The organism is Enterovibrio norvegicus DSM 15893 (assembly GCF_900115495.1).
In the GTDB taxonomy this organism is placed as follows: domain Bacteria; phylum Pseudomonadota; class Gammaproteobacteria; order Enterobacterales; family Vibrionaceae; genus Enterovibrio; species Enterovibrio norvegicus.
On sequence record NZ_FOWR01000008.1, the window covers coordinates 14524 to 39248 of the forward strand.

At 48.1% G+C, this 24725-nt stretch carries 19 protein-coding genes; 7 read left to right on the plus strand and 12 right to left on the minus strand.

From position 1 onward, the window contains the following. Positions 1–104 precede the first annotated feature (104 nt). Genes sapA through BM082_RS06595 form a run of 5 tightly spaced genes read left to right on the plus strand, consistent with a single transcriptional unit; the run spans position 105 to position 5364 of the window. Complete coding sequence (gene sapA / locus BM082_RS06575) at positions 105–1724, plus strand: ABC transporter substrate-binding protein SapA (RefSeq protein ID WP_017012183.1); 1620 nt, start codon at positions 105–107, stop codon at positions 1722–1724. Between the two features lie 3 nt (positions 1725–1727). Next, positions 1728–2690, plus strand: a complete 963-nt coding sequence (locus BM082_RS06580; protein WP_017012182.1) for an ABC transporter permease — start codon at positions 1728–1730, stop codon at positions 2688–2690. After that, positions 2677–3564, plus strand: a complete 888-nt coding sequence (gene sapC, locus BM082_RS06585; RefSeq protein WP_017012181.1) for a putrescine export ABC transporter permease SapC — start codon at positions 2677–2679, stop codon at positions 3562–3564. The genes BM082_RS06580 and sapC overlap by 14 nt, the downstream gene beginning before the upstream one ends. After that, positions 3564–4574: a peptide ABC transporter ATP-binding protein gene (locus tag BM082_RS06590; RefSeq protein WP_017012180.1), complete on the plus strand. Its 1011-nt coding sequence runs from the start codon at positions 3564–3566 to the stop codon at positions 4572–4574. The genes sapC and BM082_RS06590 overlap by 1 nt, the downstream gene beginning before the upstream one ends. After that, complete coding sequence (locus BM082_RS06595; RefSeq protein WP_017012179.1) at positions 4558–5364, plus strand: peptide ABC transporter ATP-binding protein; 807 nt, start codon at positions 4558–4560, stop codon at positions 5362–5364. The genes BM082_RS06590 and BM082_RS06595 overlap by 17 nt, the downstream gene beginning before the upstream one ends. A 138-nt stretch (positions 5365–5502) precedes the next feature. Here the strand turns inward: BM082_RS06595 and BM082_RS06600 are convergent, their stop codons facing one another. From BM082_RS06600 to gyrA, 12 genes are all read right to left on the minus strand, one after another. Next, positions 5503–8274, minus strand: coding sequence for a M16 family metallopeptidase (locus BM082_RS06600; RefSeq protein WP_074926037.1), 2772 nt, complete (start codon positions 8272–8274; stop codon positions 5503–5505). A 240-nt stretch (positions 8275–8514) separates the two neighbouring features. Next, positions 8515–9210 (minus strand): orotidine-5'-phosphate decarboxylase, encoded by a 696-nt coding sequence (pyrF, locus tag BM082_RS06605; RefSeq protein ID WP_017009649.1) that lies wholly within the window; start codon positions 9208–9210, stop codon positions 8515–8517. A 6-nt stretch (positions 9211–9216) separates the two neighbouring features. Further along, the gene (gene lapB / locus BM082_RS06610; protein ID WP_017009648.1) at positions 9217–10386 is read right to left on the minus strand and encodes a lipopolysaccharide assembly protein LapB; all 1170 of its coding nucleotides are present in this window, start codon (positions 10384–10386) and stop codon (positions 9217–9219) included. Positions 10387–10392: 6 nt separating this feature from the next. Continuing rightward, positions 10393–10677 carry a LapA family protein gene (locus BM082_RS06615; protein WP_017009647.1) on the minus strand — a complete coding sequence of 95 codons (285 nt, stop codon included), beginning with the start codon at positions 10675–10677 and terminating at the stop codon, positions 10393–10395. 169 nt (positions 10678–10846) lie between these two features. Then, on the minus strand, positions 10847–11128 hold the full coding sequence (gene ihfB / locus BM082_RS06620; RefSeq protein WP_017009646.1) for an integration host factor subunit beta: 282 nt from the start codon (positions 11126–11128) through the stop codon (positions 10847–10849). A 74-nt stretch (positions 11129–11202) separates the two neighbouring features. Next, complete coding sequence (gene rpsA, locus BM082_RS06625) at positions 11203–12873, minus strand: 30S ribosomal protein S1 (protein ID WP_017009645.1); 1671 nt, start codon at positions 12871–12873, stop codon at positions 11203–11205. Positions 12874–12976: 103 nt separating this feature from the next. Then, positions 12977–13663 (minus strand): (d)CMP kinase, encoded by a 687-nt coding sequence (cmk, locus tag BM082_RS06630; protein WP_026024552.1) that lies wholly within the window; start codon positions 13661–13663, stop codon positions 12977–12979. A 168-nt stretch (positions 13664–13831) separates the two neighbouring features. Then, a complete protein-coding gene (gene aroA, locus BM082_RS06635; protein WP_074926040.1) occupies positions 13832–15115 on the minus strand; it encodes a 3-phosphoshikimate 1-carboxyvinyltransferase in 1284 nt (427 codons plus the stop codon). Between the two features lie 115 nt (positions 15116–15230). After that, on the minus strand, positions 15231–16358 hold the full coding sequence (locus BM082_RS06640; protein ID WP_074926044.1) for an ion channel: 1128 nt from the start codon (positions 16356–16358) through the stop codon (positions 15231–15233). Positions 16359–16585: 227 nt separating this feature from the next. After that, positions 16586–17962, minus strand: coding sequence for a uracil-xanthine permease family protein (locus tag BM082_RS06645; RefSeq protein WP_074926048.1), 1377 nt, complete (start codon positions 17960–17962; stop codon positions 16586–16588). A 321-nt stretch (positions 17963–18283) separates the two neighbouring features. Continuing rightward, on the minus strand, positions 18284–19366 hold the full coding sequence (gene serC, locus BM082_RS06650; protein ID WP_074926051.1) for a 3-phosphoserine/phosphohydroxythreonine transaminase: 1083 nt from the start codon (positions 19364–19366) through the stop codon (positions 18284–18286). A 236-nt stretch (positions 19367–19602) separates the two neighbouring features. Beyond that, positions 19603–22311 carry a DNA topoisomerase (ATP-hydrolyzing) subunit A gene (gene gyrA / locus BM082_RS06655; protein ID WP_074926056.1) on the minus strand — a complete coding sequence of 903 codons (2709 nt, stop codon included), beginning with the start codon at positions 22309–22311 and terminating at the stop codon, positions 19603–19605. A gap of 684 nt (positions 22312–22995) precedes the next feature. On the opposite strand from gyrA, the gene ubiG reads away from it, so the two are divergent. Both ubiG and BM082_RS06665 read left to right on the plus strand, forming a co-directional pair. Next, positions 22996–23709, plus strand: a complete 714-nt coding sequence (ubiG, locus tag BM082_RS06660; protein ID WP_017015949.1) for a bifunctional 2-polyprenyl-6-hydroxyphenol methylase/3-demethylubiquinol 3-O-methyltransferase UbiG — start codon at positions 22996–22998, stop codon at positions 23707–23709. An 82-nt stretch (positions 23710–23791) separates the two neighbouring features. After that, on the plus strand, positions 23792–24448 hold the full coding sequence (locus BM082_RS06665) for an HAD family hydrolase (protein ID WP_017015948.1): 657 nt from the start codon (positions 23792–23794) through the stop codon (positions 24446–24448). The last annotated feature ends 277 nt before the right edge of the window (positions 24449–24725 follow it).

Consider the following 24725-nt stretch of genomic DNA (forward strand, 5'->3'; position numbering starts at 1 on the left):
GCCATATGTCCTGATTTTTAACCGATATTCATACGGCTACTTGGTGACAAGCGCGCTAAAGTGGTAAATTGTCTCACTTAACTTTATTACGTATTCATTGGCTTATGAGAGCACTAAGCCGCTTGCTATTGGCAAGCGTAACCATTCTCCTTTTGGCAGGATGCGAAGATCCGTTCTCAGACAATTCAGTTCGCAACCGCGGCTTTATTTACTGTGGTCCGGGTCAACCCAACACATTCAACCCACAGTTGACCGATGGTGGGCTGACAGCGGATGCGCTTTCAAGTCAGATATTTGACCGTCTGCTGCAGCTTGATCCGAAAACGTATCAACCTGTGCCTATGCTTGCGCAAAGCTGGACGGTGAGTCCTGACGGCAAGGAATACACCTTCTCGCTACGTCGCAGTGCGAAATTCCAAGTCACGGACTGGTTCATTCCCCATCGCGGTGTGAATGCAGAAGACGTGGTGTTCAGTTTCAATCGTTTGATTGACTCGGATCACCCGTTCCACGAGGTGTCTGGCGGTGAATACCCGTGGTTCGATAGTATGGATTTTTCCGGCCTTGTCGAACGGGTTGAAGCCCTCGATGATTACACTGTTAAGTTCACCCTCTCTCGCCCTGATGTGTCGTTCCTTTCTACGCTAGCCACCACTTACGCTGTTGTGCATTCTGCGGAATACGCTGAAAAGTTGCGCCGCGAAGATACACTTTCGCGCATCGACACACACCCCGTTGGCTCTGGTGCCTTCTACCTTGATGAATACAAGCCCCAGCAAATCATTCGCTTGAAACGCCATTGGGGTTACTGGAACGGCGCAGCCCCCATGGAGCAGGTGGTGTATGACGTCAGTATTCGCGGAACGGGTACATTGGCAAAATTGGTCACACGTGAGTGTGATGTGCTGTCATCCCCCATCGCCAGCCAGCTTTCTGTTATCGAAAAAGATCCTGATTTTATTCTCTCTTCACAAACCGGCATGAACGTGGCGTTTCTGTCGCTCAATACGCGACACCCTGCGCTGTCTGAGCTTGAAGTCAGACAAGCCATTAGCTTGGCAATCAATCGTGAAGCGCTGATCCAATCCGTGTATTACGGCACAGGCACGCCAGCAACGGGCATGTTGCCACCTATGTCTTGGGCGTATAACGAGAAAACACAAACCTATTTCGACCCTCAACTCGCCATTGGTTTAATGGCAAAAGCAGGGTATCGCCATGGCTTTAGTGTGAACCTTCTTGTGCCGCTTACCCCAAAACCTTACAACCCAAGTCCGCGTAAAACCGCTGAGTTGATTCAATCGAATTTAAAGGCAATTGGCATCACGGTGAAGCTGATTGCTCAAGAAGACGTCAACCGTAAGCAATTAAGGGAAGATTTAGACAGTTTAGATATGGTGCTAACGGGCTGGATTGCCGATAATGGCGACCCTGATAACTTTCTGCGTCCACTACTTACATGCAACGCTAAATTTACCGGATGGAATTTATCGAACTGGTGTAACCGCTATTTTGACCGTTTCCTCGACGCTGCCATTGCGACTGATGTGCGCGCCGACCGTCGCGATCTTTATCTGCAAGCGCAAGGGATTTTGCGCGAACGCATGCCAATTATCCCTCTTGCCCACGGTGTTCATTATCAAGCGAGAAACGCCACACTGCAGGGTATTACGCTTAGTCCTTTCGGAGATAAATCTTTTGCAAACGTGTCTAGGAGCCGCTGATCTATGTTGATCTATGCTTTGCGTCGGCTCAATCTATTCATCATCACGTTGCTGATCCTCACCTTGATTGGCTACAACATTTTACGACTCGACCCCTCTTCCATTTTTAACCAGCAAGAATTCTGGGTCGGCTGGATGCATTATCTGAAACAGCTTTTACAAGGTGATTTGGGGGTTGCAGCGAATGGCACACCGATCACTGAGTCACTGGCGCGGGTATTCCCAGCGACGTTGGAGTTGTGCTTTTTTGCGTTCCTGTTAGCGCTGATCATTGGCATTCCATTAGGGACTCTTGCAGGCATTCGCCGTGGTTCACCTGCTGACATCGCCATTTCATCAATCACCTTATTGACGTTCTCCATCCCTATTTTCTGGATGGCGATTTTGATGATCATGGTATTTTCGCTTTACTTGGGTTGGCTGCCGGTGTCCGGTCGTTACAACCTGCTCTTCGAAATCCCTCAAGTCACCGGGTTTGCCTTGGTGGATGTGTTGATGTCGAACCACCCTCAACGTTCGCAGGCACTTGAAGACATTATTCGTCACTTGATTATGCCAACCTTGGTGCTCGCGGTTGCGCCTACCACGGAAATCATCACCTTGTTGCGTGATTCAGTGTCTGACGTGATGGGGCAAAACTACATCAAGGCGGCAGCAACGAAAGGCTTGTCTAAATCAGAAATCGTGATGCGCCATGTGTTGAAAAATGCCCTGCCCCCCATCATCCCTAAATTTGGTATTCAGATTTCCACCATGATGACATTCGCCATTATCACGGAATCCATCTTTAACTGGCCAGGCATTGGCACTTGGCTGCTTGATGCATTGAGTTTCCAAGATTACGTCGCCGTTCAAGCTGGCGTGCTCACCGTAGGTAGCATCGTATTGCTTGCCAATATTTTCTCCGATTTAGCCGGCGCTGCGATCAGCCCACTGGCAAGGAAGGAATGGTATGCCCTCAAATAGTGTTTACCTAGAGCAGCACATTCCCAATCAGTTTGAACGCTGTTGGTATGCGTTTCGTGAAAATACCCTCGCCGTATTTGGTTTGTGGTGTTTATGTTTGCTTATCCTTATTACGATTTTCGCCCCTTGGATTTCGCCTTACGGCCCTCAATACCAAACGGCTCAGCTTTTGCTGCCGCCGTCTTGGGATAATTTGGGTTCGGTCGACTACTTCCTTGGTACTGATGACCTGACCCGAGACATGTTGTCTCGCTTGATTGCAGGTTCGCGATTAACCTTTGGCTACGCCATCTCTGTTGCCTTAGCTGCAGGTATCATTGGGGTATTTATTGGTATTTTGGCAGGGATGACATCGGGCTTGAAATCCAGCCTCCTAAACCACTTACTTGATACTGTGCTGTCCATTCCGTCTTTGCTACTCGCCATTATCATGGTGGCGTTTTACGGCCCCGGTGAAACGAGCATTCTGTTGGCGGTTTGGTTGGCGTTGATCCCACGTTTTATCCGCTCGGTGTATACCGCTGTTCACGCGGAGATGGAAAAAGAATACATCTTGTCGTCCCGTCTCGATGGGGCTAACAGTTTCTACTTGCTATATCACTCGGTGCTACCGAACATTTTCGTCACGCTCAGCACTGAGCTGACACGTGCGATTTCAGTGGCTATTTTGGATATCGCTGCTCTCGGCTTTTTGGGGTTGGGCGCGCAAGCACCGTCACCTGAATGGGGCACCATGTTGGGCGATTCCATTGAACTCGTCTTCACCGCACCGTGGACCGTGACCTTACCGGGATTGGCAATCATGATGAGTGTATTAGTTGTTAACCTCGTCGGCGATGGGCTGACCCAAGCGATTAACTCGGGGACTGAATAATGCCGTTGTTAGATATTCGACACCTGACCATTGAAATCGACACGCCTCAAGGGCCAGTTAAAGCCGTCGATCGTATGAGTTTGACGATCAACGATGGTGAAATTCGTGGCCTTGTGGGTGAGTCCGGTTCCGGCAAGAGTTTGGTGGCAAAAGCCATTTGTGGCGTGACCAAAGATAATTGGCGCATCAGTGCTGACCGTTTGCGTCTGGGTAACATCGATTTGCTCTCTCTGCCTGCGCGCGATCGCCGACATGTGGTTGGTAAAGACATTGCGATGATCTTCCAAGAACCATCGACCTGTCTCGACCCTTCAGAGGCCGTGGGTTATCAGCTTGAAGAAGCCATTCCACCGAGCTCATTCAGTGGCAGTTGGTGGCAGCGTTTGAATTGGCGTAAGCAGCAATCCATTGCCTTGCTCCACAAAGTGGGTATCAAAGACCACAAGCGCATCATGAACAGCTATCCGTATGAGCTAACCGACGGAGAGTGTCAAAAGGTCATGATTGCCATGGCGATTGCTAACCGCCCTCGCCTTTTGATCGCCGATGAACCCACCAACGATTTGGACCCCATTACGCAGGCCCAGATTTTCCGTTTGTTGAGCCGAACCAATCAGCTTTCAAACACCACGATTTTGCTGATCAGCCATGACTTAACCACTGTCACCCAATGGGCTGACCGTATTACCGTCATGTATTGTGGGCAATCGGTAGAATCAGCCAGTCGAAAACAGATTCTTCAATCGCCACACCACCCGTATACCGATGCTTTGTTACGCGCGATGCCTGATTTCAGTAAAGACATCCCTCACAAGAGCAAACTGGAAGCGCTACCTGGCGCAATTCCACCGCTTCAAAACTTACCGATTGGTTGCCGTTTAGGGCCGCGTTGCCCGTATGCGCAACGTAAATGTGTTGAAGTACCACGCACGCGAAAAGTGAAGAACCACAAATTTGCCTGCCATTTCCCTCTCAATATGGAAGTCAAAAAGCATGACCGCACTGCTTGAAGTTGATGGCTTGTGTAAGAACTATCAGTACCGCACAGGCCTGTTTACCAAACGCGTGATTGAGGCGGTAAAACCCGTGTCTTTTTCGTTGGATGCGGGTCAGACATTGGCAATCATTGGCGAAAATGGCTCAGGAAAATCGACGCTGGCAAAAATGCTCGCGGGCGTTGTTGATCCCTCGGGTGGTGAAATCCGTGTGAATGGCGAAATCATGCAACCCAACGACTACAAAACGCGTTGTAAGTTGATCCGCATGATTTTCCAAGATCCAAACACCTCACTCAACCCACGTAATCAGATCGGCCAGATCTTAGAAAGCCCGTTAAAACGAAACACGAACATGACACCGCAAGAGCGAGAGCGACGCGTATCAGACACGCTTCGCCAAGTGGGTTTGCTGCCCGAGCATGCGTATTTCTATCCGCAGATGCTTGCGACGGGGCAAAAGCAGCGTGTATCACTCGCACGTGCGATTATTCTTCAACCCTGTGTGTTGGTTGCCGATGAAGCTTTGAACGGCTTGGACATGTCCATGCGTTCGCAGATTCTGAACCTTCTGATTGAGCTTCAAGAGTTGATGGGCCTGTCTTACGTGTATGTGTCTCAACACATGGGTGTGGTAAAGCACATGGCTGATAAGGTCATGGTGATGCAAAACGGCGAAGTGGTTGAAGTGGGTGCAACGGAAGAGGTCTTCTCCGCCCCTAAACACGCACTGACGCAACGCTTGATTGAAAGCCATTTCACGGCGCCATCACTGGATAGACGTTCGCGTTACAACGCGGTTTAAGCTGTTAGCTGTTAGCTGTTAGCTGTTAGCTTGAATATGAAAGTATGAAAGCTTCAAGGTAAAACGCCCCGCAAATTGCGGGGCGTTTTTCGCTTTAACAGCCTAGCTAACAGGCCAATACTTTAAGTGTTCGATGCCTTACTCTGGCAGTTCAACACCTTCTGGCATGTTGTAGGCGCGTACAACTTTACTCTGTTTGCCAAAGATGAGCTTCGCGCGATCTGAGATCTCTTCCGGTGAAATACCGTCAATGGTCTTATTCACATCAAGCAGTGCATCCACGCCCCATCCATTGAAGAGATAACGGCTAAAGATATTCGCTTGGTGATGGGCATTTTCATCTAAGCCTTGAAGCGCCTCTCTTAATTGTGTCGATGCCACGGTTGCTTCATCGTCGCTTACGCCCTTAGCCATGTCTTGGACAACGCCTTCAAAGAGGTCGTTCGCTTGTTTGGCTTGATGCGGGTTCACTGACGCAGCAAACGCCCACCCTGTGTACTTCTCATTATCAATCGATAACTCAAACGACCCTGGCGAATACGACAAAGAGGCTTGTTCACGCACGCTGTTCAGTACTTTTCGGGTGGCAATACGGCTAAGGATGTCATCAATGAACACAACCTCAGCACTTTGATCATTTTCCACCTCAGACAACACATACAGTGCCGAGAGCCCCTTGCCCTTTTCTTCCTCAGAAACGCCAAGCACATCAGACAATGCTGGCGACCAAGTGTCAGATTGAATGTTCAGCTCAGGCACACTCGGTTCTGCAAACACGATTCCCCCTAGATTTTTCGCGACGGCGCGTTTTATGCGGTTCGGGGACAGGTTACCGACGATGTATACCTTGGTGTTTCTCGCTTTACTGAAATACACATCATGCACGGCTGATATATCCGCAAGTGACGTGGCATCAATGTCTTCCACTGTCGATAAACGGTAAGCAGGATTGTCGTTTCTTAACTTGTTAAAGACAGCATCGTCATACTTTCCATTGATAGACGCATGGAAGTTTTTAAAGTCCTCGCTCACCTTCTGCTTGGACAGCGCCAGCCCTTCCTCTGTAAATGCTGGGCTTTGAATGAGGTGATGCGTCAGCGCTAACGCATCGTCCATGTAATAGCGGTTAGTATCAATGTGCAGGGCGTGTCGAGTCGGTGTGATTTCAGGCCAAATCGCAGTGCTGCGCTCGTTGAGATAGCGTGAAATACCTTGAGCATCCTGCCCTGCTAAACCAGACAGGAACAATGCATCGGGCATCAAGAAACTTGCTGAGACCAAGTGCTCGGGCAACAGCGCACGACCGCCCTTATCACCCACAACAATGCGCACTTGTTCTTTGGCTTTCGGGTTTTGTTGATACCAAACTTCAACCCCATTGCTTAGCGTCCAAACATTCAAAGTTTCGGTTTTCTTCTGCTCAGCAATCACTGTCCCATTATGCGAGACTGCCGCCAACAAGGTATTGCCGCCACGAGAGCCTCGTTTTTTTCCTTGCTCCATGAGGCGTGTATGTGCATCAACAAGCAAGTCTTCAACCTGCGCTTCTTGCTCATCGTCTAACCAAAAACCAAACACCACAGGTTCACTCGACAGCATGGCTTCAAGGTGATCACTCACACCATAACGGTTAAGTGTTCTTGACCAAGCAAGACGCAATGACAAGAGATCTTCGGTGCCAAGGGAAGGCTCTCCACGCATGAACGCCCACGTGAAGTTGCTGATTCGATCTTTGGGCAGCAAGTTATCGTCATACTGCCGGTAGTATTTTCGTGCATCCTGATACCAGCGAATATTCCCCACCGCTTTTTCATCGACACCACGATCACGCATGCTGGCGAGCGTCTCCACAATCACGGTTTGCGCTTCCTCACGACGTTCAGCAGGGAACAATCCGCGGATGATGAGGAAATCACGTTCGCCAGCGCTGGTAATACCCACTTCGACGCTGTTCGGCTTGCCGGTGATGCTTAGCAGTTCATCCTCTAAGCGCTCACGGATCAAATACGCCGTGCCTTCGTTGGTCCACTGATTAAAGAGCTGCCCTTTGTTTTCCGTCGCCGTCGGTCCTAAATCATAGGCAAAACTTGCTGAAGCGCCTTCCGCAGACAGTGCAGGCTGCAGAATGGTTTCTGGAAGCGGTGTTGGGATGACGTAGGTGTCGGGGGCTGGTGTATTTCCACGCTCCCATTTTCCAAGTTCGCGCTGAATGTGAGCTTTAATCTCTTCAACAGATACATCACCCACGACAACAAGGTGCGCTAGCTGCGGTTGATACCAGGTTTCGTAAAATTGACGAAGGGAGACGTCCGTTGCGCTTTCTATGCTTGGAACCGTACCAATAGGATCACGGGCAGCAAGTTGGGATTGCGCGATCGCCTTCTCGTACATGTACATGTAAGCCGATTTGTTCTCTCTGCGGGAGTCGCGCCATTCACCAACAATGACCCCTTTTTCTTTCTCAACTTCGTTGGCGTCAAGGTTCAATCCATTTGCAATGTCGTTGAACCAATTAAAGGCCTTATCGAGGTGCGCATTATTGGGTAGGTCGAGGACATATACCGTGTTCTTTTCGCTCGTGTAGGCGTTAACATCGGGACCAAAGGTGGCGCCAATGCTCCGCATGTAATCGAGGATGCCATTCTGTTCGAAGTGTTCAGACCCGTTGAACGCCATATGCTCGACAAAATGCGCATAGCCTAGCTGAGTGTCTGTTTCTTGAAGGCTACCCGCTTCAAATATAAATCGGAGAGAGACAGGTGTGTGTTTGTCTGACGCGTAGATATGGTAAGTCAGACCATTTTCTAGTTTCCCTGTTACCCATTCAGGGTCTGCGTCGAGCTTGCTGTTCGACGTACTTTGACACCCCATCAGGAGAAACAGAGTAGCAAGCGTAACCAATAACCTCATCACTACCTCCTCGTAAAATAAGGATTGATAGTAATTCACATCCCGAACACAAACGAGCACCGACCATTAACACCCACCGAGCATTCAATATGTTGCGAGAGAATTCACATCAAAGATGTGGTTTGGCTCTTCTTAGCATCCACACAATGGCACTGCGTGTTCAAACGATGAATGCCTTTGAATTTCGGAAACAAAAAAGCCGCTCATTGAGCGGCCTTAGAACAAACGCCTGGGGTTTGCTTACGCCAGTGAGGCGTTAATTTCAGTCAGAACAGCCATAGGGTCGGCCGCTTGTGTAATTGGACGACCAATCACAAGGTAATCTGAACCCGCTGCCACGGCTTCAACCGGGGTCATGATGCGGCGTTGGTCACCAGCGTCACTGCCTGCAGGGCGAATACCTGGAGTAACAAGTTTGAAATCACTCCCCAGTGACGTTTTTAACATGCTCGACTCGTGAGCTGAGCATACAACGCCATCCAGCCCGCTGTTACGGGTAAGGGTTGCCAAAGACATCACATGATCTTGCGGTGCACGGGCAATGCCCACGCCTTCGAGGTCACTTTGTTCCATGCTAGTCAGCACGGTAACACCGATGAGTAGAGGTTTGTCTTTACCATAAGGTTCCAGTGCTTCACGCGCCGCAACCATCATGCGTTCGCCGCCTGTTGCGTGAACGTTCACCATCCATACGCCAAGTTCTGCCGCTGCTGCAACAGCACGTGCACAGGTGTTTGGAATATCATGAAACTTAAGGTCAAGAAACACTGTATGGCCACGCGCGTGTAACTGACGCACATAGTCAGGACCATATAGGGTAAACATCTCTTTACCCACTTTCAGATGACAACTACCCGGCTCGATGCGATCAACAAAGGCTAACGCTTGATCAATGTTTGGGTAATCCAATGCAACTATTACTTTAGGGTCCTGCATTCTTGCTTATTCTCCGTCTAGCCCTCTGATAGGCTTAATTGAGCCCCACCCTTTGCACGAAGGGCAGTGCCAGTATAACGAGTGTGTTGAAAAGCCACATTTACGACAACGGTAATGCGGTTTGATTTTTAGTTGTTCTTCTACAAGGTGTTTTAACGTGTTCAAGCTGGCTTTTGCGCGCCCTTCTTCGGCTTGCTCGACATGAAGCTCCATCAATTTGTGGAAGCCTTTCATTGTTGGGTTTCGCGTGAGTTGTCGAGTCAAGAAGGTTTGCGCCATGGCGGCACTTTCGTGGGAGTTAATGATATCAGACATCATTAATTCAGCAGACACACCGGTGTTCTTTTCGATGCAATGCTTGAGGAAACGGACAAAGGCCATTTCTTTGTCCATTTCTTGATAGCAGTCTTCAAGCATAGGAAGTGCTTCGCTGACAAAATCAGGGTCTTGGTCGAGGACAGACTCCAGGGATTTCGCCGCACTTTTGTAGTCGTCGTTATCAATGTCGATGCTAGCCAGCATCAAAGACGCACGTACACAGGTTTTATCAATCGATAATGCTTTTCGTAGCAATTGCCTTACGGCCTTTTCGTCGCTGTCTGCCTTCGATTGCATGGCAAGTTCACAATAGAAGTGCGAGATGTCTCGCTTGAGCTTGCTCTTGCCGCCTTTCACCAAACGACTGGCTATGTCGATGGCTTTTTCCCACTCTCGGGTTTGCTGATAAATGGCGAGTAATTGTTGCAATGCAAACTCACGATAATCGGGTTCATCAATGAGTTGATGGAAGATTTTTTCTGCGCGGTCAAAGAAACCTGCGACCATGTAATCTTTCGCGAGTTGCTGCAAAGCAAGGTTGCGTTGGTCGAGCGTTAGATTGGGTCTAGCTATAAGGTTTTGGTGGATGCGAATCGCACGATCGACTTCCCCGCGAGAACGAAATAAGTTCCCGAGCGCTAAATGGGTATCAATCGTCTCGTTATCGACTTGGAGCAGCTCAATGAAGAGGTCAACCGCCTTATCAGACTGATCAGATAAGAGAAGGTTTAAACCCGCTACATATTGACGTGATAGGTGATGAGACTGATCCTGACGACGATGACGAGCATTCCTATTACCCATGTACCAACCGTAACCGGCGGCAATTGGCAGCAATAGAAACAACAGCTCAAGCATTTACGATTATTCCTTAACAGGGTCCGTACGCAGTTTGTCTAGCTCTTGGCGTTGCTTGTTAACTTGTTTTCTCAATACCGCTGTAGACATACGAGCTCGAAGGTAGAGCATGCCGCAAATCAGCCAACCAAGTGCAAATCCAGTGCCGAACACTACACCCAGAAGCAATGATAATCTGAACTCTCCCTGCGCGACCAAATAATTGAAGTTAACCACTTCTTGGTTTTGCGCGCCTAAGGCGAGTGTGATTAGGAAACACAGAACGAGTATTACGATACCAATAATCTTCACAGTCACTCCCTCTTAAAATTCAGCCATCAGCGAAAACCGAGAATAAGCCAATATTATTCGCCGAGCTATTTATGTGTGATTATGCAGTAATTTGGCTTGTCAGACCATTGCATTAGACATAAAAAAAACGGCATACGTATAGCATGCCGTTTTTTTGTTCGAAAGCGAATCAACCAAGGTTGACGCGATCACGAAGCTCCTTGCCAGGTTTGAAGTGAGGAACGTATTTACCGTCCAACTCAACTTTATCGCCAGTTTTTGGATTGCGTCCAACGCGAGGAGCGCGATAGTGCAATGAGAAACTGCCGAAACCACGGATCTCAATTCGGTCTCCCTCTTCGAGCGTAGTGGCCATGTGCTCAAGGATTTCCTTGATGGCATCTTCTACCTGTTTGGCAGAAAGATGGGTTTGCTGACTACACAGTCTTTCGATTAACTCAGACTTGGTCATGAATACCCCGCTTTTAGTAAGTTTCTCAACAGTATAAACATAGAGGGGGAATATTTCCCCCTCATTGCACTAAATTATTCGCTTTTCGCAGCTTTGAAAGCATCTGCCATTGCATTACCGAACGCAGCATCGTCTGCTTTGTTCAGAGTAGCCATAGCTTCTTGCTCGTCTGCTTCGTCTTTCGCGCGTACAGAAAGGTTGATTACGCGGTTCTTACGGTCAACACCGGTGAACTTCGCTTCAACTTCGTCGCCAACAGCTAGAACAAGAGTTGCATCTTCAACGCGGTCACGTGATGCTTCAGAAGCACGTAGGTAACCTTCAACGCCTTCGATTAGCTCAACAGTTGCGCCTTTAGCGTCAACAGCAGTCACTTTACCCGTTACGATGGTGCCTTTTTTGTTGTCAGCAACATAGTTGTTGAACGGGTCTTCTTCCATTTGCTTGATACCTAGTGAGATACGCTCACGCTCAGCATCAACCTGAAGAACTACTGCAGAGATCTCGTCGCCTTTCTTGAAGTCACGAACTGCTTCTTCGCCTGCAACATTCCAAGAAATGTCAGACAGGTGAACAAGACCGTCGATGCCACCGTCTAGACCGATGAAGATACCGAAGTCAGTGATAGACTTGATCTTACCAGTTACACGGTCGCCCTTGTTTTGCATGTCTGCAAACGAGTTCCAAGGGTTCGCTTTACATTGCTTCAGACCTAGGCTGATGCGACGACGCTCTTCGTCGATGTCCAGAACCATAACTTCAACTTCGTCACCCACATTAACAACTTTAGATGGGTGAATGTTTTTGTTAGTCCAGTCCATTTCAGAAACGTGTACTAGACCTTCAACGCCTTCTTCGATTTCTACGAAGCAGCCGTAATCAGTTAGGTTAGTTACACGACCAGTCAGCTTGTGGCCTTCTGGGTAACGGTTAGCGATTGCTACCCATGGATCTTCGCCAAGTTGCTTAAGACCTAGTGATACGCGAGTACGGTCACGGTCGAACTTAAGAACTTTAACCAGAATTTCGTCACCAACGTTAACGATTTCTGATGGGTGCTTAACACGTTTCCAAGCCATGTCAGTGATGTGAAGCAGGCCGTCAACACCGCCTAGATCTACGAATGCACCGTAGTCAGTTAGGTTCTTAACGATACCTTTAACTTCCATACCTTCTTGCAGAGAAGCAAGCAGTTCATCACGCTCAACGCTGTTTTCAGATTCGATAACAGCACGACGAGAAACAACAACGTTGTTGCGCTTCTGGTCTAGCTTGATAACTTTGAACTCCAGCTCTTTGCCTTCCAGGTGAGCAGTGTCACGTACTGGACGAACGTCAACCAGTGAACCAGGTAGGAACGCACGGATGCCGTTCAGCTCAACAGTGAAACCGCCTTTAACTTTACCGTTGATAACACCGATAACAGTTTCAGCTTCTTCGTAAGCTTTCTCAAGTTGGATCCAAGCTTCGTGACGTTTTGCTTTTTCACGAGACAGTTGAGTTTCACCGAAGCCATCTTCGATAGCGTCAAGTGCAACGTCAACTTCAGCGCCAACTTCGATTTCTAGTTCGCCAGCAGCGTTTTTGAATTGCTCTGCAGGGATAGAAGACTCTGATTTCAGGCCAGCATCAACAAGAACGTAACCGTTCGCGATAGCTACAACAGTACCTTTAACGATGGCACCTGGGCGAGTTTCAATCGTTTTTAGCGATTCTTCAAAGAGTGAAGCAAAAGATTCAGTCATTAATTTGATCTTCAATTAGTTTAAACGTCCACGGGTATCCTACCGCGTGGGGTTGATATTAATGTCGGTCATCATCCTTGCGACCAACGGCTTTGCCGCTACTTCAAGAAGTAACGGTAAATTTACTTTCAATATAGGACAAAGCTTGCTCGAGCACCTGCTCAATGTTGAGAGAGGTTGAATCTAGCAATAGTGCATCGTCCGCGGGACGTAATGGCGCGACTGCGCGGTTGCGATCTCGATCATCACGTTCCTGAATTTCGTTCAAAAGGCGGTCAAAGTTAACATCTAACCCCTTTAGTTGCAACTGGTTCATGCGGCGAGTGGCGCGCTCTTCAGCACTTGCATCAAGGAAGATTTTCACTTCTGCTTTCGGAAAAACCACTGTGCCCATATCGCGACCATCAGCAACCAATCCTGGCGCTTCTGCAAATGCACGCTGACGACGCAGCAATGCTTCACGCACACGTGGCAATGCCGCCACTTTTGATGCGGCCATGCCTGTTTCTTCTTTGCGCAATTCGCTCGAGACGTCTTCGCCTTCAAGGATCACTTTTACAAGCTCTCCTTCTGCTTTGAATTGCACATCAAGGTGCGCAGCCAGAGGCACTAGCGCATCTTCGGATTCAGGATCTACACCGTGGTGAATAGCCGCCAACGCCAGCACGCGATAAATCGCGCCAGAGTCCAGCAGATGCCAGCCCAGCTTTTCCGCCAATAGCATACAAAGAGTTCCTTTTCCGGCTCCACTTGGACCATCAACGGTAATTACAGGCGCTTGGGTAGACATTCTTTTCTCCAAATCATTTACGTTCAGAATAGGTTAGCAGAGCATCATCAGATGCAGTACGGCAATACCCACTCCGAAGAATCGGGGGCGTATTATAAGGAAGTTAGGGCAAAAAAAACAGGCCAGCTGTAAACTGGCCTGCTCTCATTTTTATTACACGCTGTTGCGTTATCTTTCCGCCAGCCCTTCGAGCTTCTCGAAGTAGTCAGGGAAGGTTTTTGATGTGCACTTCGGATCGTTAATCGTCACAGGGGTATCACTCAATGCAACCAGAGAGAAACACATCGCCATGCGGTGATCGTCATAGGTATCAATCGCTGCGTGTTTGAGGTTATCCGTTGGTGTGATGGTGATGTAATCTTCACCCTCTTCCACTTCCGCGCCCACTTTGCGTAACTCTGTCGCCATGGCCGCAAGTCGGTCTGTTTCCTTCACTCGCCAGTTGTAAACATTGCGAATCGCCGTCGTACCTGTGGCAAACAACGCTGTCGTTGCAATGGTCATGGCTGCATCAGGAATGTGGTTAAAATCCAAATCAACCGCATTCAGAGTGCCACAACGCGCGATCACATAGTCATCGCCCCATTCAATCTCTGCGCCCATGGCAGCAAGTGCATCAGCAAATTGAACATCACCTTGAATGCTCTTTTTACCAATGCCTGTCACTTTGACTTCGCCGCCTTTAATGGCAGCCGCGGCGAGGAAGTAAGACGCTGATGATGCATCGCCTTCCACCAAGAAATCACCAGGCGCTTGATAGGACTGGTTGCCTTTCACTTTGAAGACTTGGTAGTTATCGTTTTCAACCGACACGCCAAATTGCGCCATGATATGCAATGTAATATCAATGTAAGGCTTTGAAACCAAATCACCTTTGATATGAATATCAGTATCACCACTAAACAAAGGTGCTGTCATCAAAAAGGCCGTCAGAAACTGGCTTGAGATAGAACCATCAATTTCAACACGTCCACCTGCGATCTCACGACCAACAATTTTCAATGGTGGGTAGTTTTCATTTTCTAGGTAAGTTACGTCTGCACCGACGGTTTTTAAAGCATCAACCAAGTGACCAATAGGACGTTCTTTCATCCGAGGCTCGCCCGTCAAGACGTATTCACCTTTACCCAGACACAGCGCTGCAGCAAGGGGGCGCATCGCCGTTCCCGCATTGCCAAGGAACAGCTCCATCGATTCAGACGTATTAAATGCACCACCTAAACCGACAACTTCACACTCTGTTTTGTCATCTGACAAACGGTAGGTGACACCCAGTTTTGCCAATGCTGTTAGCATGTGGCGAATATCATCGCTATCGAGAAGATTGGTTAGGCGGGTGGTTCCGTTGGCAAGTGCTGCCAATAGCAGTGCGCGGTTAGACACGCTTTTTGAACCAGGAAGATTAACGGTGCCGCTAATCTTTGAAATGGGTTGTAACGTCAATTGCTCCATCTGAACTTCTGAGATCCTTTATTTTTCGTACCCTGAGAGTAACGAAAAAGCAGCCGAGGGGCTACCCCCAGCTGATCGGATGTTTCGTTTTACTGTTTTTCAGAATGATTTGCAGCTAGCGCGTCATTTTCTTAACGAACACCACCACGAAGAGCGCAATGGTAAAGCTGCCCGTAAATGCTTCAGTAGCCGCTATCAATCTCGACATGCCTATGGGAATAAAATCCCCATACCCCAAGGTCGTAAAAGTGACCACGCTGTAATAGAGGCAATCTGAAAACGCCCAAAAATTATCTGCGAACGTTTGCTGCGCGGAGTACGCAACGGTTTCACCCGCGAATTGTATGCCCATATAGAAGTAAATAATCGCACACCACAAAATCAGTGCTAACGAAAAGAAGATGACGCGGATTGGACTTTCACCATAACCACAAAACAAATCAACGGTTTTTGACATGGCGCGTTGCGTAGAAAACATCGGCATTTGGAAGCGGCGCATGGTGAGTTCTTTTTGCAAGAAGTATCCCGCCATTGTAAAGATGCCCTGCGCTTCCGATGCTTTACGCAAGTCACGATAGATTTCTTCTGATTGTTCATAGAGATCGAGGGCTTTCTCTAAATCTCCTTTCCGTTCAGCAACCCTGCCTTCAGATTCTTGTTGGAGTAAGGTGCCAATTTTAATGTTGTCGATTTTAGTATCGGTGAGTTTTACACCCAAAAGGTTGCAGTTAATAAAACTGGCACAGTGGATATTCGCATCATGAAGGTCTGCCTTCATTAGGCTACCGTTATCAAACTTTGCATTAAAGAGGTGTGCATTTGTCATGTTCGAGCGGTAGAAATTGGCATAGCTAAGATCATAGCCACCGCCTGGTCCGTGACGGACTAAATTCACGTCTTTCAAGTCAGCACGTTTAACTATGATGCCTCGCAGCTGCCCGCCTTGTTTCGCATAAGCTTCAAGCTGCTCTTTGATATCCTCTTGGTCTTTTGGCTGATTTTCATCATGCCAAAAACAAAAGCCCGATTCTCCAGCAGCTCCAGAACAGGCATGGGTCTTACCATCAGGATCGAGATATTGGCATGTGTGGTGATGAGGTTCTGGATGTTCACTGATGTTCAACGGCACACTGTCCGAGGAGATAGCGCCCGGACTTTCGAGGGAATCTTGCGTTTTACTCGATGTAGAATCTGACACAATGGCTGCTCCTTTTTCTTGAGCAGCTTCAGAACGGTTTGACATAACTGCACCTCCAACTTTCTCAGTATAGAAACAAGAGGTGGGAATTGAGATATATCAACGCCATTGTATGCATATAAAAAAGGCGACGCGTTAAAGCAGCCAGTTAACGCCTTCAACAAACTCTATACAGAGTGCGTCGCCTTCTATCCCCAAGAGACCTGAAGATGCTCGATGTCAGAGGCCATCAGAACGTCAAGTTACTTGTGTTTATTTGTTTGTCCTGCGGTCTAGTCGTCTTTTTGTTCTTGTGGCAGCACAAGATTCAAAATGATGGCCGTGATACCGCCAGCAGCCATGCCCGATGAAAGAATGTTGCGGATCCATTCAGGCATAAATTGAAGAATTTCAGGTTTTTGAGCGATCCCTAGTCCCATTGAGAAAGACAATGCCATGATAAGAATCGCACGACGGTTCAATTCACAGCGGGAAATAATACGGATACCTGACGCCGCAATGGTACCAAACATCACAATGGTCGCGCCGCCCAGAACAGGTTCAGGGATCAACTGAACCAAGGTTGCCACGCCCGGCAGAAGGCCCAGCAGCACCAACATACCTGCAATGAAGTAACCAATGTGGCGACTCGCTACACCCGTCAATTGGATGATGCCGTTATTCTGGCTAAACGTAGAGTTCGGGAAGCTGTTCAATATGGCTGCCAACGCGGAGTTAACACCATCAGCCAGTACGCCGCCTTTAATGCGCTTCATGTAGATTGGGCCGGAAACGGGTTGCTCGGAGGTTTCCGATGTCGCGGTAATATCGCCAATCGCTTCTAACGATGTCACCAAGAAAACAATAACGAGTGGGATCAGTAAGCCCCAATCAAACGACAAGCCATATTGCATTGGTTGAGGAATCGCAATCCATTCCACCGTTTCTGCCGGTGTTGTGTTTACCATCCCAAAGAAGAAAGCCACCAAGGTGCCTGATGCCATAGCAATCACGATAGAAGACACGCGCAGATATGGGTTATCAATGCGGTTAAGCAAAACAATCACACCCAGCACTGTGCCCGCAAGGGTCAGGTTCTCAAAACTGCCGAACGTGCCGTTTTCAATCGCCGCATAGCCACCACCCATCGACGTTAAACCGACTTGGATAAGCGTCAAACCAATCAAAGTCACCACAATGCCTGACACCAATGGTGTGATCACACGCTGTGCATGTTCAAGAACACGCGAAAGCATCACCTCTGCCATGGATGCAACCATGATGGTACCGAAAATGGCAGCCATCATGGTTTCTGCACTCGCACCGCCCGCCTTCATGGCTAAGCCCGTACCAATGATTGGCCCAAGGAAGTTAAAGCTCGTCCCTTGGATAGAAAGCAGACCTGAGCCTAGTGGACCAATGGTCCGGATTTGGATAAAGGAAGCCAAACCAGAAGCAAAAAGAGACATGCTAACAATGGTGTTGGTATCTGAGGCTGGCAATCCTAGTGCTTGGCAGATAATAAGAGACGGCGTAACAACGGCAACGAACATCGCAAGCAAGTGCTGAACGGCGGCGAAAAGTGTTTGTGGTAGCGGTGGCTTGTCATCAAGGCGATAAACAAGTTCAGAATTTCTAACGGGCGCATTCGAAGAATGGGAAACACTCATACTACTCTACCTTTGAAGGTGGAACGTTCACTATTACGCTGAATGGGTAATAGGCCCTGCAGGCATCTTGATCTGTGATTGCTGTTACTCAGAACACCTGAAAGGATAAACATCTGATGTAAGGGAAATTTCGCGTCATTCTATAGTCAGAAAACAAAATAGCAAACGTTTGCGCAAGCCGAGCCGCGTAAGTGTTCACGGCTTAATCAATCGTTAAAATCTTGTAGTGGAAAGGTGGTAATTTTGGGTGTGAGGCAAGCGTACTGGCACAAAAAAGCCGTCTTTCGACGGCTCTTCAATAGGTTGGCTACCCATTATCGCTTAAGCATGTTTTGCTTCAAATGCTTTCATGAATGCAACCAGCGCTTGAACACCTTCCAACGACATCGCGTTGTAGATAGAAGCGCGCATACCACCTACTTCACGGTGACCTTTCAATGCGACTAAACCTAGCGCTGCTGCTTCTTCTAAGAAAGCGGCATCAAGCTCAGGGTTAGTAAGCTGGAAAGGTACGTTCATTAACGAACGGTTACCTTCATGGATGTTATTCACGTAGAAATTCGATGCATCAATGCAGCCGTAAAGTAGCGCAGCTTTTTCTTCGTTCTTCACTCGCATTGCTTCAACACCGCCTTGTGCGAGAAGCCATTTGTAGACTTCACCAGCAAGATACCAGCCAAAGGTTGGTGGCGTGTTGAACATCGATTCTTTGTCCACCAGCGTGGTGTAATTCAGAATGTTTGGTAGGAACTCTTTCGCTTTGCCCAGCAGATCATCACGCACGATCACCAAGGTAATGCCGGCAGGGCCAATGTTCTTCTGTGCGCCCGCGTAAATCACGCCGTATTTTGATACATCGATTGGACGGGACAAAATAGTAGAAGACATGTCAGCAACGATAGGCTTGTTCGTTTCTGGCAAGTCACGAATTTCAACGCCATCGATCGTTTCGTTCGGACAAAAATGCACATACGCGGCATCTGAACTCAATTTCCAATCTTTCGCAGGCAATACGGCGCGCTTACCGTCAATCGTTGTCAGTACATTCACCACGTGTGGGGTGCAATACTTCTTTGCTTCTTTAACAGCACTGTTTGCCCAGAAGCCCGCATCAATGTAATCAGCAATGGTATTGCTGCCCAGCAAGTTCATTGGCACAGCGGCAAACTGTGCACGCGCCCCACCCTGACAATACAGAATGTGGTAGTTCTCTGGGATAGAAAGCAATTCACGGAGGTTTTTCTCTGCATCTGCCACTACCGCCAAAAACTCTTTGCTACGGTGGGAGATTTCCATGACGGAAGAGCCAATGCCATTCCAATTGGTTAACTCAGATTGAACGTTTGCTAAGACTTCTTGTGGCAACATCGCGGGGCCAGCTGAGAAGTTGTATACCTTTTCCATGATTATTGAATGCTCCTGCGTTACATCGCGAGACTGTAGCGTTTCCAAATACGATTGGATTATCCCTGAACCCAAATCGCGCGCACTGCGCGGTGTTCGGAAAGACTAGAATAAATATGTTTCATCACCTTACCACCGTAATTGAAACGAGAAAAGCGGGACATGACATGATTACAGGCATAAAAAAACGCAGCGAATGCTGCGTTTTTATAAGGCGTCTAGAAAGGACGTGAAGATTACTCTTCGTCAGACTCGCTTTCGGCGTTGTCTTCACCTTCCGGCGCTTCTGGTGCAGATTCTGCTGTTGGCGCATCGGCTGGTGCTTCTGAACCTTCTGAACCTTCTGATACTTCACCGTCTTCGATGCTGTTCAGTAGTTCATCTTCATCCGGCTCTTCGATACGTTGCAGACCGACAACCGCTTCGTCTTTGCTTGTGCGGATAAGTGTAACACCTTGGGTGTTACGACCAACCTGACTCACTTCAGAAGCACGCGTACGTACAAGCGTACCTGCGTTGGTGATCATCATGAACTCGTCACCTTCGCTCACTTGAACCGCACCAACCACTGGGCCATTACGCTCAGACACCTTGATAGACACAACACCTTGTGTCGCACGGCTCTTCGCTGGGTATTCTGCAAGTGACGTACGCTTACCGTAACCGTTAACCGTTACTGTAAGAATATCGCCATCAGTGTGCGGAACAATCAGTGACACCACTTTATCGTTTGGCGCCAACTTGATACCGCGTACACCAGCAGCAGTACGACCCATACCACGAACACCACCTTTCGCGTTGCCTTCTTCATCAAACACTGGGCTTTCGTAGAAACGAACAACCTTGCCGAATGAAGAGAACAACATGATGTCACGCGTGCCATCGGTAATATCAACACCAATCAACGAATCGCCTTCGCGTAGGTTCACGGCAATGATGCCCGCGCTACGTGGACGGCTGAAATCAGTCAATGGTGTTTTCTTCACGGTACCATCAGCGGTCGCCATGAAGACAAACTTGTCGTCTGCATATTCTTTCACCGGAAGGATCGCAGTGATGCGTTCGTTTGGCTCAAGAGGAAGCAAGTTAACAATCGGTTTACCACGTGCAGTACGAGATGCGAGAGGTAATTGATATACCTTCATCCAGTACATGCGGCCACGGCTTGAGAAACACAAAATGGTGTCGTGCGTGTTAGCAACCAACAAACGCTCAATGAAGTCTTCTTGCTTCATACGCGTTGCAGATTTGCCTTTACCACCACGGCGTTGTGCTTCGTAGTCGTTCAGCGGTTGATATTTCACATAGCCTTCGTGAGACAATGTAACAACCACGTCTTCTTGGTTGATCAGATCTTCGATATCGATGTCATGACTAGCCGCGGTGATTTCAGTACGACGTTCGTCGCCATAGCCATCACGCACAGCTTCAAGCTCTTCACGGATAACTTCCATGAGGCGCTCAGGGTTAGACAGGATGAACATCAATTCGCCGATAAGTTGCAGCAGCTCTTTGTATTCATCGAGGATCTTCTCGTGCTCAAGACCGGTAAGTTTGTGTAGACGCAAGTCCAAGATAGCTTGTGCTTGTTGCTCAGTCAGGAAGTATTTTCCATCACGAACACCATACTCATCTTCTAGCCATTCTGGACGCGCAGCATCAACACCTGTTGCTTCAAGCATTGCAGCAACAGTACCAAGATCCCAACCACGTTGTTGTAATTGCTCACGTGCAATCGCAGGGGTTTGCGCATTACGAATCATTTCGATGATTTCATCGATGTTCGCCAATGCAATCGCCAAACCTTCCAAGATATGGGCACGATCACGCGCTTTGCGCAATTCGTAGATTGTACGACGTGTCACCACTTCACGGCGGTGGTTCACGAAGCACTTCAGCATGTCTTTTAGGCCGAACAAGCGTGGCTGGTTATTGTCCAGCGCAACCATGTTGATACCGAAAGACGTCTGAAGTTGCGTTTGCGAGTATAGGTTGTTGAGGATAACCTCACCGACTGCATCACGCTTACATTCAACAACAATACGCATACCGTCTTTATCAGACTCGTCACGCAGTGCGCTGATGCCTTCAATCTTCTTATCTTTCACCAGCTCGGCGATCTTCTCGATCAAACGTGCTTTGTTTACTTGATAAGGGATTTCAGTAACAACGATCGTTTCTTTACCGTTCTTCTCGACTTCGATTTCCGCGCGAGAGCGCAGGTAAATCTTGCCGCGACCAGTACGATAAGCATCTTCAATGCCCTTACGGCCATTGATCATTGCAGCTGTTGGGAAGTCTGGACCTGGAATGTGCGTCATCAACTCTTCGATAGTGATGTCTTCATTCTCAATGTATGCCAAACAACCGCTAATAACTTCTGTCAGGTTATGCGGAGGAATATTGGTTGCCATACCCACAGCAATACCCGATGCACCATTAACCAAAAGGTTAGGGAGACGGGTCGGCATGACTTCTGGGATCTGTTCAGTACCGTCATAGTTAGGTACGTAATCGACTGTGTCTTTGTCGAGATCCGCCAATAGTTCGTGGGCAATTTTTGACATGCGAACTTCGGTGTAACGCATTGCCGCCGCAGAGTCGCCGTCAATTGAACCGAAGTTGCCTTGTCCATCAACCAGCATATAGCGCAGCGAGAAAGGCTGCGCCATACGGACGATGGTGTCATAAACAGCGCTGTCACCGTGTGGGTGGTATTTACCGATCACATCGCCAACAACACGGGCAGATTTTTTGTATGCTTTGTTCCAGTCATTGCCTAGTACATTCATCGCGAATAAAACGCGGCGGTGTACTGGCTTCAGACCATCACGAACGTCTGGAAGAGCACGACCAACGATAACTGACATCGCATAGTCGAGATAAGAGCTTTTCAGCTCCTCTTCAATGTTGACGGGCGTGATCTCTTTAGCAAGATCGCTCATGGAGCCAATATCCCTCAGGTAAGTATGTCAAAGATGACTACGTGCAAGACCGTAAATAATATCATAAAAGCAGCCAAAGAGTCACAGTCTAAACCAGAGATAAATCACGGATTACTCTTATTTTGGCGCTCTAAGGCTCAACAGGGCGAAAAAATGCTCAAGTTCAAGGTGTAGGTTGATATTTTCATGATCATTGCTTACAGAGGCACTGAGTCAATTTTTGCCTCCCGGGTATGAAGCCTGCCCAGTTCACGGTTCAGCATGTAATAGAGGATGGACAAATACAGTTAGAAACAGGCCTCAATAACCACATTTTAAATAAGGTCAAATGACGCATGACACACTGTTGTGTTCATAAGGGGGCACTATGATTTCTCAAGCAATCAACGCTGTTGGGGTGGCGATTCTTGTCGGTAAAGACATTTTACTTGGGCTGTTGGCGGCAGTGACCATCACCAATGCCACATAAGTTTCACTGACCATTCACCACATACCTTACCATCGGCTTTGCCGAACCTTGTTGCTTTGGTAAAGCCACCTGTATCACCTTTTATATGACTTCGTTCGCCACAATGCATCTCTCAGATACAAGCAGCGAATCAGATCTTCATGCTTCTCAATGATCTGCATTTCCCATATATTTGTACCCAGACACTATAAGAAAGAGTTAGGGACAAACATTCGATGACAAATCAGGCCAATGTCGATCCGGCAGAAATTAAGAAATTCGAAGACATGGCGTCTCGATGGTGGGATCTTGAAGGCGAGTTTAAACCCCTTCACCAGATCAACCCTCTTCGTTTGGATTACGTGATTGAACGTAGCAATGGCGTCTTCGGCAAAAAAATCCTTGATGTAGGATGTGGCGGCGGCATCTTAGCCGAGAGTATGGCGAGAGAAGGCGCAGACGTGACGGGCCTAGATATGGGCAAAGAACCGCTTACCGTTGCTCGTCTACATGCCCTCGAAACGGACACCAAAGTAAAGTACATCCAATCAACGGCTGAAGAACACGCGGCGAGCAATGAAGCACAGTATGACATCGTGACATGTATGGAGATGCTTGAGCATGTCCCCGACCCTGCATCTGTCATTGCATCGTGCGCGCGCATGGTAAAACCAGGCGGTCATGTTTTCTTTTCAACGTTAAACCGAAATACCAAATCGTGGCTATTTGCGATTGTCGGTGCTGAACACATCATGAAAGTCGTGCCAAAGGGCACGCACGATCACAACAAGTTCATTCGTCCGTCTGAGTTACTGCGCATGGTGGATGCCACACCTTTGCAAGAACGCGCAATGACAGGTCTTCATTACAACCCGCTGACAGAGCAGTATTGGTTGTCTCCGAAGAATGTAGACGTGAATTACATCGTACATACTCAATACCCGGCTTAACCCGGGTATTTTTTTGCCTGATAATAATCACTGATGACACTGTAATAGCTAAACCCAACCCACAGCTGAGTAGAGAAAGTACATGGACGTTAACGTAAAAGCGGTACTGTTTGATTTGGATGGCACTCTTTTAGACACCGCACCCGACATGGCAAATGCCGCCAACTGTGTGATGGCTGATTATGGACTCTCTCCCCTTAACGAACGCCAAATTAAAGCCAACACCAGTTATGGGGCACGCGGGTTGTTACGTGCAGGCTTTGGAAACCAAATCGAAGGCAAAGACCTTGACGCGTTGAGACAGTCATTCCTGCATCATTACGCCAACAATATATGTACCACGACACAACTCTACGCGGGTGTCGTTACCTTGCTTGATGGCTTAGAGGCTATGAAAGTGCCGTGGGGCATTGTGACAAACAAGCCGGGCTTTCTCACTGAAATGCTACTTCCTTACTTCCCTCGCCTTCTTTCAACCGGCACCTTGGTGTGCGCGGATACCCTCAGCAAAGCCAAGCCTCATCCTGAGCCACTTCTTCATGCAGCCATGGAACTCGGTATCGACAATCAAGCTTGTCTATATATAGGGGACATTGAAGGAGACATCATTGCGGCCAATGCCGCGAATATGATTTCCGCTGTTGCAGCATGGGGTTATATCGGCAGCGAGCACAAACCACTCGAGTGGGATTCAGATCTGGTTTTTAACAAACCTGAAGAGATTCTGTCATTATTCTGATCCTTATCACACCCACTTTGAACACAATTTAACCTAATAACATAGGGTTATCTCGTTTCACTGTTTGTGCGTGGAGGCAAGATAAAAATCTTTTTTTATTTCGAATCGATGACAGAAAAATGATTGATTTTCTCTATGCTGTTGCCGTTATTGGGATAAAGGGGTGAGTGACCACTAACAATGTATTTCTCATCCCCAAGATATCCACAGAACGCCCATTTCGGCCAACTTGCAATATCCTCCCTTCAACACTATCTTGTTACTCAAGTCAGGCAGC

Excerpts from the sequence above, each read along its gene's own strand:
- sapA (WP_017012183.1), top strand. The coding sequence starts at position 105 with ATGAGAGCACTAAGCCGCTTGCTATTGGCAAGCGTAACCATTCTCCTT.
- BM082_RS06580 (WP_017012182.1), top strand. The coding sequence starts at position 1,728 with ATGTTGATCTATGCTTTGCGTCGGCTCAATCTATTCATCATCACGTTG.
- sapC (WP_017012181.1), top strand. The coding sequence starts at position 2,677 with ATGCCCTCAAATAGTGTTTACCTAGAGCAGCACATTCCCAATCAGTTT.
- BM082_RS06590 (WP_017012180.1), top strand. The coding sequence starts at position 3,564 with ATGCCGTTGTTAGATATTCGACACCTGACCATTGAAATCGACACGCCT.
- BM082_RS06595 (WP_017012179.1), top strand. The coding sequence starts at position 4,558 with ATGACCGCACTGCTTGAAGTTGATGGCTTGTGTAAGAACTATCAGTAC.
- BM082_RS06600 (WP_074926037.1), bottom strand. The coding sequence starts at position 8,274 with ATGAGGTTATTGGTTACGCTTGCTACTCTGTTTCTCCTGATGGGGTGT.
- pyrF (WP_017009649.1), bottom strand. The coding sequence starts at position 9,210 with ATGCAGGACCCTAAAGTAATAGTTGCATTGGATTACCCAAACATTGAT.
- lapB (WP_017009648.1), bottom strand. The coding sequence starts at position 10,386 with ATGCTTGAGCTGTTGTTTCTATTGCTGCCAATTGCCGCCGGTTACGGT.
- ihfB (WP_017009646.1), bottom strand. The coding sequence starts at position 11,128 with ATGACCAAGTCTGAGTTAATCGAAAGACTGTGTAGTCAGCAAACCCAT.
- rpsA (WP_017009645.1), bottom strand. The coding sequence starts at position 12,873 with ATGACTGAATCTTTTGCTTCACTCTTTGAAGAATCGCTAAAAACGATT.
- cmk (WP_026024552.1), bottom strand. The coding sequence starts at position 13,663 with ATGTCTACCCAAGCGCCTGTAATTACCGTTGATGGTCCAAGTGGAGCC.
- aroA (WP_074926040.1), bottom strand. The coding sequence starts at position 15,115 with ATGGAGCAATTGACGTTACAACCCATTTCAAAGATTAGCGGCACCGTT.
- BM082_RS06640 (WP_074926044.1), bottom strand. The coding sequence starts at position 16,358 with ATGTCAAACCGTTCTGAAGCTGCTCAAGAAAAAGGAGCAGCCATTGTG.
- BM082_RS06645 (WP_074926048.1), bottom strand. The coding sequence starts at position 17,962 with ATGAGTGTTTCCCATTCTTCGAATGCGCCCGTTAGAAATTCTGAACTT.
- serC (WP_074926051.1), bottom strand. The coding sequence starts at position 19,366 with ATGGAAAAGGTATACAACTTCTCAGCTGGCCCCGCGATGTTGCCACAA.
- gyrA (WP_074926056.1), bottom strand. The coding sequence starts at position 22,311 with ATGAGCGATCTTGCTAAAGAGATCACGCCCGTCAACATTGAAGAGGAG.
- ubiG (WP_017015949.1), top strand. The coding sequence starts at position 22,996 with ATGACAAATCAGGCCAATGTCGATCCGGCAGAAATTAAGAAATTCGAA.
- BM082_RS06665 (WP_017015948.1), top strand. The coding sequence starts at position 23,792 with ATGGACGTTAACGTAAAAGCGGTACTGTTTGATTTGGATGGCACTCTT.